Origin of the sequence: Microbacterium bandirmense (assembly GCF_037204185.1) — a bacterium.
Classification (GTDB): Bacteria; Actinomycetota; Actinomycetes; order Actinomycetales; family Microbacteriaceae; genus Microbacterium; species Microbacterium bandirmense.
Window position 1 is genome coordinate 103,251 of sequence record NZ_JBBDGM010000002.1, and the last position, 17,295, is coordinate 120,545.

The window sequence follows — 17,295 nt, forward strand, 5'->3', positions numbered from 1 at the left end:
GTTACTGCAGAACGGCGAACGCGCCGTCCTTCACGATCTGCACGACGGCCGGGTGCTCGGCGTCACGGTCGGCGTTGATGCTGATCGCGCCCAGCGGGGTCGGCAGGTCGGTCACCTGGGTGAGGCCGTCCTGCACGTCGGTGCGCTCACCCGAGCAGTTCACCCGCACGGCGTGGTCGATGATCTGCATGCCGGCGTACGCCTGGGCCGCGAACTGGTCGGGACCGGCGCCGTACTTCTCCTCGAACGCCGCCATGAAGTCGGTGTTCTCGGGGCTGTCGGAGGCGGAGTTCCAGGCGGCGCCCACGATGACGCCCTCGGCGGCGTCGCCGGCGTCGGCCATCAGCGCGGGGTTGTTGAATCCGTTGCCGCCGATGATCGGCTGGTCGATGCCGAGCTCGCGGGCCTGCGTCACCAGCGGGATGGCCGCCTCGATCAGGGCGGAGACGACGATGGCGTCGGGATCCTGCTGCTTCGCGGTCGTCAGCAGGCTGCGGAAGTCGGTGTCCTTGACCGAGAAGGTGAGCGTGTCGGCGACCTCGATGCCCTCGTCCTCCAGCGCCGACTCCATGACCTCGAAGCCCGACTCGGTGAACGCGTCGTCGTTGCTGTACATCACGACGACCTTCTCAAGGCCGAGCTTCTCCTTGGCCGCCGCGATGGTCTGCGGGATGACCTGCGCCTCGGTGAGCGAGTCGCGGAAGATGAAGTCACCCTGTTCGGTGATGCCGGTGGCGGTGTTCGAGATGGCGAGCACCGGCACGCCGGACTCCTGCGCGATGGGCTGCGCTTGGAAGGCGGTGTTCGACAGGGTCGGGCCGATGATCGCGCTCGAGCCGTCGGCGACGAAGCCCTCGAATACGCTGATCGCCTGTCGGGGGTCGGTCGCGTCGTCCTCGACGGACAGCGCGTACTCCACGCCGTCCTTCTCATTGAGGTGCTCGACGGCCAGCTCGAGTCCCTTCTGCTGCGACTCGCCGTAGCTGGCGGCACCGCCGGTGAGGCTCAGCGCCGCGCCGACGGGAACCGTCGCGTCGATGACACAGCTGTCACCGCTGCCGGAGCCGGTGAGGCCTTCGGCCGTACCACCCCCGCCGTCACCGCTGCTGCTGCAGCCGGCGAGCACGAGAACGGATGCGGACAGGACGACGGCGGTGCTGAGCAGCTTGCGCATGGGGATTCCAATCAGCGAGGCACACGAATTGCAGGATTGCCGACGAGACCACGAGACATCGTGGTCACCGGGGATGGCGCGTCAGCCTCTTCGATGCGCACGGGTTCGGCAATGGATCGATCATAGTGCGACACCGGTGTGGTGCCGTGACGGATCACCAGAGGACGGCGATGCCCGCATTGGCCAGCGTCAGGATGCCGATGCCCCAGAACAGCACGGGTGGGACGGCGCCCGACTTGCGCTGACGCCCCTGGCCGATGCCGAGGAAGGCGCCGATGACGAGAAGGATGACCAGCTTCGTGCCAATCTTCGCGTAATTGAACTCCGCGCCCTCGGGCATCCCCCAGGGAGCCGCGAGAGCGAGCCCCGCGACGGCCGCGATCGAGATGCCGATGTGCATCAGGCGCGTGATCTCGCGCTTGCCGCCGAAGGCCTGCACGGCCCAGGCCCCGAAGAGCGTGGCGAAGCCGATCAGGTGGATGAACAGGACGATGTGGCGCAGGGTCTCCATGACCCCAGGCTAGCCGTCCCCACGCGCGGGTGGTGTCTGATACCGGCCCTTCGTCTCGCTGCGCTCGCTCAGGAACCGGTGGAGGAGGGTCAGCCGCGCGGTCCCTGAGCCTGTCGAAGGGCGCGCACGACCAGTGCGGTGCGCAGCGCGGCATCCGCGGCCTCGGCGCCCTTGTCCTCCTGCGAGCCCTCCAGGCCCGCACGGTCCAGACCCTGCTGCTCGTCGTCGAGGGTGAGCAGCCCGAAGCCGACCGGCTTGCCGGCATCCAGCGACACCCGCGTGAGCCCGTCAGTCGTCGCGGCGGAGACGTACTCGAAGTGCGGGGTGCCGCCGCGGATGATCACGCCCAGCGCGACCACGGCGTCGGCTCCGCCGGCGAACGCCGCCTGCGCGGCCACGGCCAGCTCGAACGACCCGGGCACGTGCACCAGCGAGTGCTCGGCGCCCGCGGCATCCAGCACGCGCTGCGCGCCGGCGATCAGGCCGTTCGAGATCGTCTCGTGCCAGGTTCCGGCGATCACGACGACGCGCAGACCGCTGCCGTCGATGGGGGAAGTGGGGGTGGGGGCTCCGGCGCGGCTCATGCGTCGTCCTTTCCGTGGGCGAGCGCTTCGGCCAGCTCGGCTTCGCCGATGATGTGGCCCATGCGATCGCGCTTGGTCTCGAGGTACTGGTGGTTGTTGGGGCCGACGCCGACGAGCAGCGGCACCTGCTCGACGACATCGAGTCCGAGCTCGCGCAGCTTGGCGACCTTGTCGGTGTTGTTGGTGAGCAGGCGCACCTTGGACACGCCGAGATCGGTGAGGATGCCCGCGGCGGCCGCGTAGTCGCGGGCATCCGCCGGCAGACCCAGTGCGAGGTTCGCGTCGACGGTGTCGAGGCCGTCCTCCTGCAGGCTGTACGCGCGCAGCTTGTTGATCAGCCCGATGCCGCGTCCCTCGTGACCGCGCATGTAGATGACGACGCCGCCCTCCTTCTCGATCCGGTCGAGGGCGGTCTGCAGCTGCGGGCCGCACTCGCACTTCAACGAGCCGAAGGCCTCGCCGGTGAGGCACTCGGAGTGCACGCGCACCAGCGCGGTGTCACTGAGCGCGCCCGAGGTGATCGCCAGGTGGTCGGTGCCGGTGACCCGGTCCTTGTAGGCGAGCACGCGGAACGATCCGTGGGTGGTCGGCACGTTGGCGTCGGCCCGCAGGCTGACGCGGCGCTGCGCGGGGTGTGCGGCACCGGCATCCCGGGGCTCGTGCTCGTTCAGGTGGGCGATCATCTGCTCGATCGTGATGACCGGAACGTTCTCGCGCTCGCCGAGCTCGAGCAGGCCGGGAAGACGCATCATGCTGCCGTCCTCGGCCACGACCTCGGCGATCGCGCCGACGGGCTGCAGACCGGCCATTCGCATGAGCTCGACGGCCGCCTCGGTGTGGCCGGCACGCTCACGCACGCCCCCGTCGACCGCGCGCAGCGGCAGGATGTGTCCGGGGCGGATGATGCTCGTGCTGGTCGATTCGGGGTTGGCGAGCACGTTCAGGGTCAGCGCGCGGTCGCGCGCGCTGATGCCGGTGGTGACGCCGGATGCGGCGTCGACGCTGACCGTGTAGGCCGTCGACCGGGCATCCTCATTCGTCTCGACCATCGGCGGCAGGTTCAGATGGTCGGCGAGGTCGGCCGGCATGGGGGCGCAGATCAGTCCTGACGTCCAGCGCACCATCCACGCCATCACCTCGGGGCTGGCGAGCTCGGCCGAGATGATGATGTCGCCTTCGTTCTCGCGGTTCTCGTCGTCGGCGACGATCACCGGTCGGCCGGCGCGCAGCGCATCGAGCGCATCGGAGATGGGGGAAAGGCTCATCGTGAGCCTCCTTCCGGGTGGGAGCGGAATGCCAGCATTCGCTCGACGTGCCGGGCGAGGATGTCGGTCTCGAGATTGACGAGGTCGCCCACCTCGAGGGAGCCGAGGATGGTCGCCTCGAGGGTCTCCGGGATCAGCGACACCTCGAACCAGGGAGAGGCTGCGTCAACGGGGGAGACCGCGCTGACGGTGAGCGACGTGCCGGCCACGCTGATCGACCCCTTGTCGACGACGAGCGGGGCGAGGTCGTCGGACAGGCTGAACCGCAGCACGCGCCACTGCTCCCCGGGCCGCACCTCGAGCACCGTGCCCGTGCCGTCGACGTGACCCTGCACGATGTGCCCGCCCAGGCGTGCACCGACCGGCATGGCCTTCTCGATGTTCACGCGCGAGCCGACCTCGACCGACCCGAGTGCCGAGACGTCGAGCGTCTGCTTCATGACATCGGCGTCGAACGTGTCGGCGGTGGAGCCGACCACGGTCAGGCAGACGCCGCTCACGGCGATGGACTCGCCGTGTACGGCATCCGATGCCGCCTTCGGCGCGCGCACGGTGAGTCGCCAGCCGTCGCCCGAGGGCGAGATCGCGGCGATCTCGCCGATCTCCTCGATGATTCCGGTGAACATCAGCTTCCTTCCGGTGGTGAGACGGGGTGGGCGATCGCGAGCAGGTCCGCACCGAGCGGAACCCATTCGTCGACCTGCAGGCGTCGGGCGTCGCCGATGGTGGCGACGCCGATGTCGGTGAGCGCGAGGCGGTCGCCGCCCAGCAGCACCGGCGCGATGTAGGCGAGCACGGTGTCGGCGAACCCGGCGGCGATGAAGGCGCTCGCGAGGGTCGGACCGCCCTCGACGAAGATGCGCTGCACGCCGCGCTCGCCGAGATCGGTCAGGACCTCGGCGAGGTCGTGCGTGTCGTAGAAGAGCGGGGAATGCGGATGCCGGTGCACGGCGGCATCCGCGGGGATCGGACGCGCCCCGATCACGACCGGCACCGGCTGCTGCGGGCGCAGCGCCTCGCCGTCGCGGGCGGTGAGCGCCGGGTCGTCGGCGAGCACCGTGCCGGTGCCGACGACGATCGCGTCGGCTTCGGCCCGGCGGCGGTGCACGTCGGCGCGGGCGTCCGGCCCGGTGATCCACTGGCTGGTGCCGTCGGATGCCGCCGCCCGGCCGTCCAGACTCTGCGCCCACTTCACGGTGACGTGAGGACGTCCGCGCTGCTGCACGGTCAGCCAATCGGCGATGAGCTCATGGGCCTGCTCGGACTGCTCGCCCGCGACGACGTCGACTCCGGCCGCACGCAGGCGATCCGAACCCCCGCTGGACTGGTCGCCCGGGTCATCGAGCGCGTACACCACGCGGGCGACGCCGGCATCGATCAGCGCCTGTGCGCAGGGACCGGTGCGACCGGTGTGATTGCACGGCTCGAGCGTGACGACGGCGATGGCCCCGCGCGTGGCATCCGGGGTCAGCTTCGAGAGCGCATCGACCTCGGCGTGCGGCGTGCCCGCGCCGCGGTGCCAGCCCTCGGCGAGGATCTCGCCGGCGGGGGAGAGGATGACCGCACCGACCTGGGGGTTGAGGCCGCGGGGCCCGCGCGTCGCGAGCGAGAGAGCGCGCCGCATCGCGTCGCGTTCGATCTCGGTCACTGCCATCGGTCTTCCTTCTCTGGGAACCGGGGATGGCAGCGGGCGCGTGCGCGCCGCTCGTGCTGCCTCTCTTCCGGACTAGCGAGCTGACGCTCGCATCACCGTCGGTTCCGGAATTCCACCGGATCGGCGCCTGTCGCCAGGCGTTCGCGGACTGTCACCGCCGGTTCGGATTCACACCGACCCCGGAGCACGTTGATGCTTCTGAGTGTACTCAACGCCGGCGCGAGGGATTCATTCCCACGATCTCGGAGTCACTTCAGCAGGCGTGACAGCCGCCGATCGGCGAGCACCTTGCCGCCGGTCTGGCACGTCGGGCAGTATTCCAGGCTGCGATCGGCGAAGAACACGCTGCGGATCTCGTCGCCGCACACCGGGCAGGCCTCACCGCGCCGGGCGTGCACCCGGAAGCCCGAGCGCTTGGCATCCTTCAGATCGGCCGGCGGCTTTCCGGACGCCTCGGCCGTGGCATCCCGCAGCGTCGTCTGCATCGCCTGGTAGAGGCGGTCGATGTCGGCCTCGTCGAGGTTCGCGGCCGGCGCGTAGGGAGACATCCGCGCCGCGTGCAGGATCTCGTCCGAGTAGGCGTTGCCGATGCCGGCGATCAGCGACTGGTCGCGCAGCAGGCCCTTGATCTGTGTGCGCCGGCCCGTCAGCAGTGCGGCGAAGGCGTCGCGGGTGAAGTCCGGATCGAACGGATCAGGGCCCAGACGGGCGATGCCCGGAACGCCGTGTACGTCGCGCACGACGTACACGGCCAGCGACTTCTTCGTACCTGCTTCGGTGAGGTCGAACCCGCTGCCGTCGTCGAGTGCCACCCGCAGCGCGATCGGGCTGCGGCCGGGCCGGATCAGCGTCGTCGGCAGCTCGTCATACCAGCGCAGCCATCCCGCCTTGGCGAGGTGGAAGACGAGGTGCAGGTCGTCGCCGCAGGCGAGGTCGATGAACTTGCCGTGTCGCGCCGTCGCGGTGATCGTCGCATCGTGCAGGGCCGTGTTCGGCGGGTCGTAGGTCTTCAGCGCGGCGATCTCGCCCACGCTCGTGCGGGTGATGGCACGGCCGACCGCGCGCTCGCCGAGGAAGTCGACCAGCCCCTGCACCTCCGGCATCTCGGGCATGCCGTCATCCTGTCACGCTGCGCCGACATGCCACAGGGGGTCGCCCGAAATGCAGGAGTTCGCATGAAATGCAGGGCGCATCCTGGCATCCGCTCCTGCGTTTCGCGCGTTCTCCTGCGTTTCGTGCGTCAGAGCACGGGCCACTCCACCGGGGTGCGGTCGTCGGATGCCAGCAGACCGGCCACCCAGCCGTCGTCGCGGCCGCGCGAGCTGGTCAGCCCCTGGCGCAGCATCCCCTCGTAGCGGAAGCCGAGGCCTCGGGCCGTGCGCGCCGACGGCACGTTGCCGGCGACGGCCCGCCACGCCACCCGTGCGAGCTTCAGCTCGTCGAAGGCGTAGTCGATGACCGCCAGGGCCGCCTCGCCCATGAGGCCCTGGCCGCGGAACTCCGCGACTCCCCAGAATCCGATCTCGGCCTCGCCGCCGTGCGGGTGCGGCGCGATCCTGTGCAGCCCGATCATGCCGGCGAGCCGGCCGTCGAATCGGATCGCCCAGACGGTCTCGACGCCCTCGGCCCACCAGCCGGCGACCAGCGCGACGAAGTCGACGGCATCCTGCCGCGTGTACGGACTCGGCACGGTGGTCCAGCGGGGCACCTCGGGGTCCTGGCAGGCGCTCGTGATGGCATCCGCATCCGCCTCGGTCGGGATGCTGAGGACGAGTCGTTCTGTGCGCAGGGTCACCGGTTCCATCGCGCCAGCGTAGCGGCGTTCGGCGTCCGCTCCTGCGCGGGTAGAATCCGAGGGCGGCCGTCAGCCGTCACCGGAGGAGGGACCGTGGTCGGGCAGCGATCGTCGCCGCGAGGCGTGCTGTTCTCTCTTCTGGCGTCTGCGATCTTCGCGGGCATGTTCTACATCGCCTCTCTGGTCACCTCCTCGGCCGAGGTGGTTTTCGCCGCGCGCGTGCTGCTGACCCTGCTCTGCTACGCCGCGGCTCTCCTGCATCCGGCCGCACGACGGGGAGTCGTCGTGCTGTGGCGTCGGCTCCGCGCGCGGTGGTGGATGCCCCTGCTCAGCCTTCTGCTCACCGCCATCGCCGGCGTGCAGCTGTGGCTGTTCATGTGGGCGCCGATGCACGGGCACGGCCTCGACGCCGCGCTGGGCTTCCTGCTTCTGCCGATCGCCCTGGTGTTCGCGGGGCGCTTCGTGATGAAGGCGCACGTCAGCCGGGTGCAGTGGCTGGTCGTCGCACTGGCCTCGGTCGCCGTCGTGGTGAAGGTCATCGCCACGCCGGAGCTGTCGTGGGTGACGCTGATGATCTGCGGCCCGTACGCCCTGTACTTCGTGCTGCGGCAGCGCTTCGGCCTCGACGAGCCGATGGTGTTCGGCTGGGAGGTGGCGCTGCTCGCCCCGGTGGCCGTGCTCGCGCTCGTGACGTCGGTGCCCATCGAGCCCTCGGCGCTCGAGTTCACGGTGCTTGGCGCGATCGGGTTCGGCAGCGCCGCGGCCATGACCTTCTACCTCGGGGCGTCTTATCTGCTGTCGATGCCGGTGTTCGGTCTGCTCGGCTACGTCGAGCCGGTCATGCTCGTCGGGGTCGCGCTGCTGCTCGGCGAACGCATGCAGGGCGCGGATGCCTTCGTCTACGGCCTGCTGGCCGTCGCGCTCGCGCTGCTGGCGGTGGAGGGGTTCCGTGCGGCCCGTCGGCCAGGCGGCGCCGCAGGTGTCGCCGACCCCGCGTAGACTTCTCCGGTGACTGTTCCGGGGATTCTGCGCGCCTTGGAAGAGGCGAACCTGTACCGCGACGCCCTCACCTGGGCGCAGACCGACGCCGACATCTCGGCGGTCGACGGACTCGACGTCCCGATCGTCGCCGGCCTGCTGCGCAAGCGCGCCGGCGCCGGGCATCCGGCATCCGCGCTTGTGGTCACCCCGACCGGCCGCCGCGCGGAGTCCGTCGCCGCGGCCCTGTCGGCGTACCTCGCCGACGCCGAGATCCTCACCTTCCCGGCATGGGAGACGCTGCCGCATGAGCGGCTCAGCCCCAGCCCCGACACGGTCGGCCGTCGTCTGGAGACCCTGCGCCGCATCCACACCTGGAACGGCGAGCGGCCGCTCATCGTCGTCGCCTCGGTGCGCGCCGCGCTGCAGCCGCTGGCGGCGAACCTCGGCGATGCCGCGCCCCTCGAGCTGAAGGTCGGCGGCCGGGGCATCGAGCTCGAACAGGCCGTCGAGCAGCTGGTCGAGCGGGCCTACACTCGCGTCGACATGGTGTCCCGGCGGGGTGAGTTCGCGGTGCGCGGCGGAATCCTCGATGTCTTCCCACCCATCGCCGATCACCCGCTGCGCGTGGAGTTCTTCGGCGACGAGGTCGATCAGATCCGCGCGTTCTCGGTCGCCGATCAGCGCTCGCTGCCGGGCGATGTCGCCGGGGTCGAGCTGCCCGCCAGCCGGGAGCTGCTGCTGACTCCTGAGGTGCGCGAGCGCGCGGCGTCGCTGGCGGCGCGGTTCCCGGCGATCGCCGGGATGCTCGAGAAGATGTCGGAGGGCATCCCCGTGGAGGGCATGGAATCGCTGCTCCCCGTCGTCGCGGGCCCCCTCGTCACCCTCGCCGAGTACCTGCCCGAGGGCACGGCGACCGCGGTCATCGACCCCGAGCGCGCCAGCGCCAGGGCGCAGAACCTCGGTGAGACGAACCGCGAGTTCCTGGAGGCCGCGTGGAATGCGGCCACGTCCGGGGCATCCGCTCCGATCGACACTTCGACGGGGCTCAGCGCAGGCACTTCGACGGGCGCCGGCGCGGGCCTCGACGCCGGCGACTTCATCTCGCTCGCGCGGCTGCGCGAGATCGTGCGCGATCGCGACGGGGTGTGGTGGCGGCTGAGCCCGTTCGCGACCGACGACGATGATGCCGCGAACCTCGACTCCTCGGTGATCCCGTCCTTCCACGGCAACGTCGACGGCGCGATCGCGTTCGTCGAGACCCGGCTGGCGGAGGGCTGGCGGGTCGTCATCGTCGCGTCCGGACAGGGGCTGGTCGAGCGTGCGCGCGATGTGCTCAGCGACCGCGGTCTGGCCGCCCGGATCATCGAAGACCTCGCCGACGAGCCCGAGGGCGGTGTCGCGAGCATCGTCGCGGCGACCGTGGAGTCGGGTTTCCAGGTGCCGGATGCCCGCATCGCGGTCCTCACCGACAACGAGTTCTACGGGCGCACGATCGGCGGCGATCAGCGTACCGTCAAGAAGCTGGCGTCCCGGCGCCGCAACGTCGTCGACCCGCTCCAGCTGAAGGCGGGCGATCTGGTCGTGCACACCACGCACGGCATCGGCCGCTTCGTCGAGATGACCAAGCGCGAGGTCTCGTCAGGCGGCCGCAATGCCGTCAAGACCACCCGCGAGTACCTGGTGCTCGAGTATGCGCCGTCGAAGCGCGGATACCCGGGCGACAAGCTGTTCGTGCCCACCGACCAGCTGGATCTGCTCTCGAAGTACGTCGGCGGCGAGGCCGCGCAGCTGTCGAAGATGGGCGGCAGCGACTGGGCCGCCGCCAAGGGCAAGGCTCGGCGGGCCGTGCGCGACATCGTCGTCGAGCTCGTCAAGCTGTACTCGGCGCGGATGAGCTCGAAGGGCCATGCCTTCGGGCCGGACACCCCCTGGCAGCGTGAGCTGGAGGAGGCGTTCCCGTTCGCCGAGACGCACGACCAGCTGCAGACGATCGATGAGATCAAGGCCGACATGGAGCGGCCGATCCCGATGGACCGACTGCTGAGCGGTGACGTCGGATTCGGCAAGACCGAGGTCGCCGTGCGCGCGGCGTTCAAGGCGATCCAGGAGGGCAAGCAGGTCGCCATGCTGGTGCCGACCACGCTGCTGGTCAAGCAGCACCTCGAGACCTTCACCGAGCGCTTCGCCGGCTTCCCCGTGAAGGTGCGGCCGCTCTCGCGCTTCCAGACCGACAAAGAGGCGAGGCTCACTCTGCAGGGGGTGCTCGACGGCTCGGTCGACATGGTCATCGGCACGCACCGCATCCTCACCGACCAGGTGATCTTCAAGGATCTCGGGCTGATGATCATCGACGAGGAGCAGCGCTTCGGAGTCGAGCACAAGGACGCCCTGAAGAAGCTCAAGACCAACGTCGACATCCTCGCCATGAGCGCCACCCCGATCCCGCGCACCCTCGAGATGGCGGTCACCGGCATCCGCGAGATGTCCACCCTGCAGACCCCGCCCGAGGACCGGCATCCGATCCTCTCGTTCGTCGGCCCGCGCAGCGACAAGCAGATCGCCGCGGCGATCCGCCGCGAGATCCTGCGCGAGGGTCAGGTGTTCTTCGTGCACAACCGCGTGCAGTCGATCCAGCGAGTGGCATCCGAGCTCGCAGAGCTCGTACCCGAGGCACGCATCGCCGTCGCACACGGCAGGATGGGCGAGCACCAGCTCGAGCAGGTCGTCGACGATTTCTGGGAGCGCAAGTACGACGTGCTGGTCTCGACGACGATCATCGAGACGGGCCTCGACATCTCGAACGCCAACACGATCATCATCGACCGCGCCGACAAGTACGGATTGTCGCAGCTGCACCAGCTGCGCGGGCGGGTCGGCCGCGGACGCGAGCGCGCCTACGCGTACTTCCTGTACGACGACATGAAGCCGCTCAGCGAGACCGCCGCCGACCGGCTGCAGACCATCGCCGTGAACAACGACCTCGGCTCGGGAATGCAGGTGGCACTGAAGGACCTCGAGCTGCGCGGTGCGGGCAACCTGCTCGGTGCCGAGCAGGCCGGGCACATCGCCGGTGTCGGCTTCGACCTCTACCTGCGCATGATCGGCGAGGCCGTGGCGACCTTCCGTGGCGAGGACACGAGCTCCGAGGTCGAGCTGCGGCTCGAGCTGCCGGTCGATGCCCGCATCCCCGAGCACTACATCGACAGCGAGCGGCTGCGCCTGGAGGCGTATCAGAAGCTCTCCGCCGCGGCGGGGGCCGGCGCCGCCGACGACGCCATCGACCTCGTGGTCGAGGAGCTCATCGACCGCTACGGGGCGTTCCCCGACGAGGTGACGACGCTCGTGCAGGTGGCGCGCCTGCGCCGCCGGGCCGCGAAGGCCGGGCTCAGCGATGTCGTGGCGATGGGCACGAACCTGCGGATCGCTCCGGCGCGCTTCGAGGACTCCATGAAGGTGCGCCTGCAGCGGCTGTACCCGAAGGCGAAGCTCGTCGGCGGGGGAGAGGCGCTGGTGGTGCCGATGCCGACACCCGACGGGGCAGTGGCTCGCGGCACGGAGATCATCGAATGGGTCGCGGCGCTGTTCACCGCGATGTTCCCCGAGCCGGTGGCCGTACCCGCCGGCTGAGGGTGGGATAGCGTCGAGGCATGACGGCACTCGACCGCACCCTGCACCGACCCGGCGCCGGCATCCGATTCCGTGATGGCGGGGGTGACGGGCGATCGGTCGTGTTCCTGCATGGCGCGGGCATGGACCATACGATGTTCCTCGCCGCCGCCGACGCCGCGCAGGCGGCGGGATTCCGGGCGGTGCTGTGCGATCTGCGCGGCCACGGCGAGTCCGACCTGGGCGCCGGCGTGCGCTTCACGGCCGACGATGCGCTGGACGACGTCCTGGCGCTGCTGGACGCGCTCGAGCTGGACCGTCCGGTGCTGGTCGGGCACTCGCTGGGCGGCAATCTCGCGCAGGCGTTCGTGCGCGCGCACCCGCAGCGCACGGGCGGGCTCATCGCGGTCGACTCCACGTGGAACGCCGGTCCGCTCAGTGGCATCGAGCGGTTCGGCCTGTCGCTGGCGGCTCCCATGCTGGCGCTGATCCCGGCATCCCGCCTGCCCGGCATCATGGCACGGGCCTCGGCGGTCGATCCGGCGGCGGTCGCCGAGATCACGAGGGTGTTCGCCCGGATGCCGAAGAAGACGTTCCTCGACGTGTGGCGCGCGACCGTGTCGTTCGTCGATCCCGATCCCGAGTACCGCACGCCGGTGCCGCTGGGTCTGATCCGGGGTGCGGAGGACCGCACCGGCAATATCGCGAAGGCGATGCCCGCGTGGGCCGACGCCGAGGGCGTGCACGAGCGGGTGATCCCGCGGGCGGGTCACGTGGTGACGCTGGATGCGTCGGATGCCGCCAGCCGAGCCATCCTGGAGGTGCTCGACGGGTTCGCGCTCGCCTGAGCGCACTCCGGCACGCGCTACCTGATTTCTACGCAATGTAGAATTAGGGGGTGACCGTCACTCCGATCCCGAACGACCCGTGGGTGCTTGAGGCCGCTCGCGTGGCGCAGGCTCCGGCGCCACGGCGCCCGGATCTCGGCCCGGTGCCGCGCCGCCCGCTGTACGCACTCGGGGTGCTCGCCGCATTCCGCGCCGCCGGCCTCGTGCTCGTCGCCGAGGCCGTCGCGCGCGGCATCGCAGCGCTCGCCGCTGATGGGCTGAGCGCACCTACCGTGCGGCTGATCCTGCTGCTCGGCATCGGGGGGATGCTGCTGCGCACCGCCGGGGAGTGGGCGACCGCGGTGGTCGCACGGCGCATCGCCACCGATGTGAAGCGCGATCTGCGTGCCCGCCTGTGGCGCCGCATCGCCGACGGCGACCGCACAGGCGGTGGCACCGCGGTGCTGGCATCCGACGCCCTCGACGACCTCGACGACTACTACATCCAGTCCCTGCCCGCCCTGATCTCGGCCGCCGTCATCCCGCTGCTGGTGGGCGTGCGCATTCTCGGAGCCGACTGGCTGAGTGCCCTCATCATCGTGCTCACCGTGCCGCTGGTGCCGCTGTTCATGACGCTGATCGGCAGGCACACGCAGCAGCGCACCGATGCGGCGCTGCGCGCGCTGACCCGCCTGGCCGATCACCTCGCCGAGCTCGCCCGGGGACTGCCGGTGCTCGTCGGGCTCGGTCGCGTCGACGAGCAGACCCGCGCACTCGACGGCATCCAGCGTCGTTACCGTGCCCGCACCGAGGAGACGCTGCGCTGGGCGTTCCTGTCGGCGCTGGCACTCGAACTGATCGCGACCATCTCGGTCGCGATCGTGGCGGTCTTCCTCGGACTGCGGCTGCTGAACGGCACGATGGGTCTCGAGGCGGCGCTGGTCGCGCTGATCCTGGCCCCCGAGTGCTTCCAGGCGCTGCGCGATGTCGGTTCGGCGTTCCACGCCTCGCAGGACGGTCTGTCGGCGCTGGACCGCGCGAAGGCGCTGCTCGCGAGCCCGGCGCGCGTCGACGTGCGCCGGGCGGAGGGCGGCACGGCGTCGGATGCCGCGGGCGCGGAACCCGGCACTGTGGATTCCCGCGCTGTGCGCCTCGACGACATCACCGTGCGGTACGCCGGTCGGCACGCTCCCGTGCTCGACGCGCTCACCGCCGAGCTGCGCGGCATCACCGCCGTCACCGGGCCGAGCGGGGCCGGCAAGTCGACGCTGCTGGCTGCGCTCGCCGGCGTGCTCCCCGCCGATGCCGAGGTCACCGGTGCGATCGGCGGGATCGATCCGGATGCCGTCGCATGGGCACCGCAGGCCCCTCGGGCGTTCGCCGCCACCGTGCGCGAGGAGCTCGCGTTTTACGGTGCAGGGACCGCCGCGCTCGACGAACTGGGCCTGACCGATCGGGCCGATGCCGCGGTCGCTGAGCTCAGCCCGGGTGAGCTGCGTCGTCTCGCGGTCGCGAGGGCGCTGGCGCGGGTGGATGCCGGTGCCGGCGTGCTGGTGCTCGACGAGCCCACGGCGCACCTCGATCCCGTGGCGGCCGACCTGGTGCGTGCCGCGGTGCGCCGACGGGCGCCGCGATGCGTGGTCGTGCTGGCCAGTCACGAGCCCGAGACCCTCGCGCTCGCTGACCATCACGTGTCCGTCGGACGGTCTGCCGGCGCTGCCGGTGCTGCCGGCGATCGAGAGGGTTCTGCCGCGATCTCGCGAACCCAGGACGATGCCCTTTCGACAGGACGATCGGCGCGGCAGCATCCGGCAGAATCGCCGGCTCCCTCTGGAGCTGAACCGGGACGCCGCCCGTCGCGCGCGCTCACCCTGTCGACGCTGCTGCGTCCGCACGCCTGGCTGTGGACCGGATCGATCCTGCTGGCGGCACTGGCCGCGGGTCTCGCCGCCGCACTGACGGCGGTCTCGGGCTGGCTGATCGTGCGCGCCAGTGTCGAGGAGTACATCATGTACCTGCTGGTGGCGATCGTCGGGGTACGCGCCTTCGGCATCGGTCGGGCGGTCGGACGCTATGCCGAGCGCCTGGTCACTCACCGTGCCGCGTTCCTCGTCGTGGATGCGCTGCGGCTGCGCCTGTGGCGGGCGATCGCCGCGCGCGGCGCGGGCTCCCGCCGACTGCTCGAGGGCGGAGCGCCGCTCGACTACCTCGTCACCCTCGCCGACGACCTGCGCGATCAATTGCCGCGCATCCTCCCGCCGATCGGCGCCGGCCTGCTGGTGATCGGCGGCACCGTCATCGCCACAGCCGCCGTCACGCCGCACCTCACCGTGCTCGTGGCCGTCGTTCTGCTGGTCGGCGTGGCACTGGCATCCCTCCTCGCTGTCGCGGGCGACCGTCGTGCGGGTGCCGCCCGGGTGACCGCCCGCTCGCAGATCGTGCGCGGTACGGCGGCACTGGCGTCGGCCACCGCCGATCTGCGCGGCAACGGGGTCGCGTCCGGCGCCCTCGACGAGCTCGATGCCGCCGCCGGGCGTCTCGCCGACGCCGAGCGCCGGGCAGCCTGGTCGGCAGGGCTCGGCACGGCGGTCGTCACGGCGACGACGGTGATCCTCGCCGTGCTGGTGCCGCTGCTCTCGGGCGGATTGCCCGCCGAGTCGGCCTCGGTGATCGCGCTGCTCGCCCTGGCTGTGCTCGAACCTCTCGCCGACTTCGTCTCGGCCGTGCAGCGCATCCCCACCCTGCGCGCACTGCTGGCGCGGCTCGATCCGCTGCTGCAGCCGGCTCCGACGCCCGAGTGGGGAACTGTGACGCCGGATGCCGTGGTCCGGCTGGAACTGGACGACGTGACGATCCGGTACCCGGGCGCGGTGCAGCCGGCGGTGCGCGGCGTCAGCGCGGGCATCACGCGCGGCCACTGGCTGGTGCTCGACGGACCCTCGGGTTCGGGTAAGTCGACGCTGCTGTCGGCGGTGATGGGTGCGCTCCCGGTCGAGAGCGGCGCGATCAGCGCCGACGGGCGAGCGCTCACGGGGATGGACGAGCGGGGCTGGCGCGACCGGGTGGCGTGGTGCCCGCAGGATGCGTACGTGTTCGACTCCACCCTGCGCGGCAACCTGCTGCTGGCGCGGGCACGGGACGATGCACCGGATGACGCCGCGATGCGCGGTGCGCTGGCGCAGGCGGGACTCTCCCCGCTGGTCGACGGGCTCTCCGCGGGGCTCGACACCCCCGTGGGGGCCGGGGGCTCGTCGCTGTCGGGCGGAGAGCGCCAGCGACTCGCCGTGGCTCGGGCACTGCTGACCCGGGCCGACGTCATCCTGCTCGATGAGCCGACCGCGCACCTCGATGAGCCGACCGCCGCTGCCATGATGGCCGATGTGCGCGGCGCGACGTCCGACCGGGTCGTGATGCTGGTCTCACACCGCGCCGCCGACAGGCAGGAGGGCGACGCGATCGTGCGACTCGGCACGGGCATCCGATCCGACTCCGCGGCGCTCGTCGCCGGCTGAGACATCGGCGCTGAGGCGTCGTCGCCGAGGCCGGCTCAGGGTGCCGGTTCCGTCAGGCGGTCAGGCGGCGGAACCGGTCGCTGACGCGCGTCGACCCCGACACCGGCTGATCGGCGACACCACCCGCTGCGACGCCGCCGGCGCCGACCTGCAGGATGGCCCGCGCGAGCACCTCGTCACGCACTTCGCGGCGGGCATGGTCGTCGGCGAGCATCTCGACGAGTGCGGCGACCTCGACCTCGGCGCGCGCCGCGATCGGGAACCAGGGCAGCGCGTGCCGCCAGGCGCGGAAGGCGAGCAGCAGCAGGTCATGACGCTGCTCGACGTGAGCGCGCTCGTGAGCGATGACGGCCACCAGCTCATCGGCGTCGAGTCGGTCGAGCAGTCCCTGTGAGAGCACGGTCACCGACCGGGTGCCCTTGGGCAGGCAGTAGGCCACCGGCACGGCATCGTCGATGACACGGGTGCGGGCGCGCGTCGGATGCGGCGAGGTGAGCAGCTCGAGCAGCGCCAGGTGACGCCGGCGCTGGCGGGTGACCTGCGCGATCGTCACGCCCAGGTGCGAGAGCAGGTACACGGCGAAGAGTCCCGCGGGCAGCAGTGCGAGCCAGGGATGCTGTGGCAGTACGGCGTACCCCGCCAGCGCGAGGGCGCCGATCATCGCCAGGCCGCCGGCGAGCCCGATGGCCTGCCACAGCAGCAGCGCGATCACCGGCATCCGCATCGGCCACGACATGCGCGACAGCGCCACGGGCACGGGCCAGGCCAGCGCGAGCGCGATCGCACCGAGGGCGATCGCGGCGGCGACGACGATGGCGTGCGGGATGACGAGGGCACCGGCCAGCGCGGTGTCGGTGCCCGTCAGCATCCCGATCATCGGTGCGAGCTCAGCTCGATCGCCCGAGCAGCTGGCGCAGGATCGCCGCGTCCTCCGCCGACACGCCGCCGACGAAGCGCTCCAGCACGGCCGTGCGGTCGGCGGAGTCGCCGAGCACGGAGTGCATCAGCTCGGCGACGTGATCGGCGCGCGAGGCGACCGCGGTGTAGCGGTGCGGCCGGGATGAGCGCTCCGAGGTGACGAAGCCCTTCTTCTCCAGGCGTGCGAGCACGGTCAGCAGCGTCGTCGCCGCCAGGGTGCGGCCGTCGGCCTCGAGACGGTGCTGCACGTCGTAGGCGCTCAGCGAGTCGTCGGCGTCCCAGAGGGCGTCCATGACCGCGCGCTCAAGCTCTCCGAGCGTTCCCATGGTGCCTCCTTCGCTGCGGCGTGCGCGCGCCGCGACCTCGATTCTACCATCGGTCGAAGTTGTTCTATGATGCGTCGAAGTAGTTCTACATAACGTAGAATTCAGATGATGGCGACGGAATGCGTCGCCACTGGCATCGAGA

At 70.9% G+C, this 17,295-nt stretch carries 14 protein-coding genes and 1 riboswitch; of the genes, 4 read left to right on the forward strand and 10 right to left on the reverse strand.

Annotated elements, in window-relative coordinates; translation table 11 throughout:
• Position 1: 1 nt before the first annotated feature.
• The 8 genes from WDU99_RS02480 to WDU99_RS02515 form a co-directional block, all read right to left on the reverse strand.
• Positions 2 to 1,174 (reverse strand): ABC transporter substrate-binding protein, encoded by a 1,173-nt coding sequence (locus tag WDU99_RS02480; RefSeq protein WP_337330860.1) that lies wholly within the window; start codon positions 1,172 to 1,174, stop codon positions 2 to 4.
• Positions 1,175 to 1,328: 154 nt separating this feature from the next.
• Positions 1,329 to 1,685 carry a Fe-S protein gene (locus WDU99_RS02485; protein WP_337330861.1) on the reverse strand — a complete coding sequence of 119 codons (357 nt, stop codon included), beginning with the start codon at positions 1,683 to 1,685 and terminating at the stop codon, positions 1,329 to 1,331.
• An 89-nt stretch (positions 1,686 to 1,774) separates the two neighbouring features.
• Entirely contained in the window at positions 1,775 to 2,269 is a 495-nt protein-coding gene (ribH, locus tag WDU99_RS02490) for a 6,7-dimethyl-8-ribityllumazine synthase (RefSeq protein WP_337330862.1), read from the reverse strand.
• Entirely contained in the window at positions 2,266 to 3,534 is a 1,269-nt protein-coding gene (gene ribA, locus WDU99_RS02495) for a GTP cyclohydrolase II (RefSeq protein ID WP_337330863.1), read from the reverse strand. Before ribA ends, ribH begins: the two co-directional genes overlap by 4 nt.
• On the reverse strand, positions 3,531 to 4,160 hold the full coding sequence (locus WDU99_RS02500) for a riboflavin synthase (protein WP_337330864.1): 630 nt from the start codon (positions 4,158 to 4,160) through the stop codon (positions 3,531 to 3,533). The genes ribA and WDU99_RS02500 overlap by 4 nt, the downstream gene beginning before the upstream one ends.
• The gene (ribD, locus tag WDU99_RS02505) at positions 4,160 to 5,188 is read right to left on the reverse strand and encodes a bifunctional diaminohydroxyphosphoribosylaminopyrimidine deaminase/5-amino-6-(5-phosphoribosylamino)uracil reductase RibD (protein ID WP_337330865.1); all 1,029 of its coding nucleotides are present in this window, start codon (positions 5,186 to 5,188) and stop codon (positions 4,160 to 4,162) included. The genes WDU99_RS02500 and ribD overlap by 1 nt, the downstream gene beginning before the upstream one ends.
• Positions 5,189 to 5,238: 50 nt before the next feature.
• Positions 5,239 to 5,379: riboswitch (FMN riboswitch) on the reverse strand.
• Positions 5,380 to 5,436: 57 nt separating this feature from the next.
• Positions 5,437 to 6,300 (reverse strand): Fpg/Nei family DNA glycosylase, encoded by an 864-nt coding sequence (locus tag WDU99_RS02510; RefSeq protein WP_337330866.1) that lies wholly within the window; start codon positions 6,298 to 6,300, stop codon positions 5,437 to 5,439.
• A gap of 128 nt (positions 6,301 to 6,428) precedes the next feature.
• Positions 6,429 to 6,992, reverse strand: a complete 564-nt coding sequence (locus WDU99_RS02515) for a GNAT family N-acetyltransferase (RefSeq protein ID WP_337330867.1) — start codon at positions 6,990 to 6,992, stop codon at positions 6,429 to 6,431.
• A gap of 84 nt (positions 6,993 to 7,076) precedes the next feature.
• Here WDU99_RS02515 and WDU99_RS02520 point away from each other — a divergent pair, with 84 nt between their 5' ends.
• The 4 genes from WDU99_RS02520 to cydC are packed head-to-tail and all read left to right on the forward strand — an operon-like array spanning position 7,077 to position 15,909.
• A complete protein-coding gene (locus tag WDU99_RS02520) occupies positions 7,077 to 7,982 on the forward strand; it encodes an EamA family transporter (protein WP_337330868.1) in 906 nt (301 codons plus the stop codon).
• A gap of 9 nt (positions 7,983 to 7,991) precedes the next feature.
• On the forward strand, positions 7,992 to 11,591 hold the full coding sequence (mfd, locus tag WDU99_RS02525) for a transcription-repair coupling factor (protein ID WP_337330869.1): 3,600 nt from the start codon (positions 7,992 to 7,994) through the stop codon (positions 11,589 to 11,591).
• 20 nt (positions 11,592 to 11,611) lie between these two features.
• Positions 11,612 to 12,418, forward strand: coding sequence for an alpha/beta fold hydrolase (locus WDU99_RS02530; RefSeq protein WP_337330870.1), 807 nt, complete (start codon positions 11,612 to 11,614; stop codon positions 12,416 to 12,418).
• A gap of 50 nt (positions 12,419 to 12,468) precedes the next feature.
• Positions 12,469 to 15,909, forward strand: a complete 3,441-nt coding sequence (gene cydC / locus WDU99_RS02535) for a thiol reductant ABC exporter subunit CydC (RefSeq protein ID WP_337330871.1) — start codon at positions 12,469 to 12,471, stop codon at positions 15,907 to 15,909.
• Positions 15,910 to 15,961: 52 nt separating this feature from the next.
• Here cydC and WDU99_RS02540 read toward each other — a convergent pair whose 3' ends face one another.
• Entirely contained in the window at positions 15,962 to 16,777 is an 816-nt protein-coding gene (locus WDU99_RS02540; RefSeq protein WP_337330872.1) for a M56 family metallopeptidase, read from the reverse strand.
• Positions 16,778 to 16,796: 19 nt separating this feature from the next.
• Positions 16,797 to 17,153, reverse strand: coding sequence for a BlaI/MecI/CopY family transcriptional regulator (locus WDU99_RS02545; protein WP_337330873.1), 357 nt, complete (start codon positions 17,151 to 17,153; stop codon positions 16,797 to 16,799).
• Positions 17,154 to 17,295: the final 142 nt, after the last annotated feature.